General features: G+C 36.5%; 3 protein-coding genes. All 3 read right to left on the reverse strand.

The features are described 5' to 3' along the window. On the reverse strand, positions 1-334 hold a 334-nt coding region (locus HCCG_RS11400; protein ID WP_002957705.1), incomplete at its 3' end, for an ABC transporter transmembrane domain-containing protein. Between the two features lie 19 nt (positions 335-353). Then, positions 354-554 (reverse strand): copper ion binding protein, encoded by a 201-nt coding sequence (locus HCCG_RS11405; protein WP_002957706.1) that lies wholly within the window; start codon positions 552-554, stop codon positions 354-356. 9 nt (positions 555-563) lie between these two features. Further along, positions 564-839, reverse strand: a 276-nt coding sequence (locus HCCG_RS11410; protein ID WP_002957707.1) for a hypothetical protein, incomplete at its 5' end; no start/stop codon positions are given.

Below are 839 nucleotides of genomic sequence, written 5' to 3' on the forward strand. Positions count from 1 at the left end.
ATCGGCGGAGTTGCCGCACAATGTCCTGCCCAATAAGATTCATAAAATATGTTTGGATATATGTCCCCACAGATTTACCAAAATACACGCCGATAATCATAAGCATCATAGCTAATGCCATCTTGTCATCTTGTGCTAATTCTTCAAAGCTAAAAAATGGCGTAGCTCGTGGCGTTTTACCCTGCAAGGTATCTAAAAGTGGCTCAATGAGATAGGCAATCCCCGCTGTGCAGGCAGCAACTACAAGTGAAGCACTAATAGCGATAATAAATGAAAATGTATGCCCTTGAATATAGGGAATATATTTTTTAAAAAAGTCAAAAAATGTTCGCATAAAGCTTAAAATCCCTTACCTATTCTACTTCAAACCCTGTATCAAGAATAGCCTCCGTGATAAGCTCTTGTGTAGCTGGAGATTCAAACTCTACTATAACCTTAGAATCTTGCAAATTCACATCAACAAGGCTAATACCTTCAATCTCGCCTACAAATTTTTCAATCTTATCTACGCATTTACCACAACGCATTCCACTCACATTTAGCTCCAATCTCATTTTTGCTCCTTAGATTCTATTTTGAGATTCTATACATTTAAAGTTTTTTAGTCTTGCTGCATTTGCTACTACGCTAAGGCTTGATAGGCTCATCGCAAAAGCACAAAACATAGGGTGTAAAAAAATATCAAATCCCCCAAGCACACCCATTGCCAAAGGAATAAAAGCGATATTATAGCAAAAAGCAAAAACAAGATTCTGTTTTATATTTACAATACTTGCTCTAGCAAGGGCATAAGCGTTGTAAATACTTATTGTGTTTTCATTATAGTTAATAATATCCGC

Origin of the sequence: Helicobacter cinaedi CCUG 18818 = ATCC BAA-847, from assembly GCF_000155475.1 — a bacterium.
Classification (GTDB): Bacteria; Campylobacterota; Campylobacteria; order Campylobacterales; family Helicobacteraceae; genus Helicobacter_C; species Helicobacter_C cinaedi.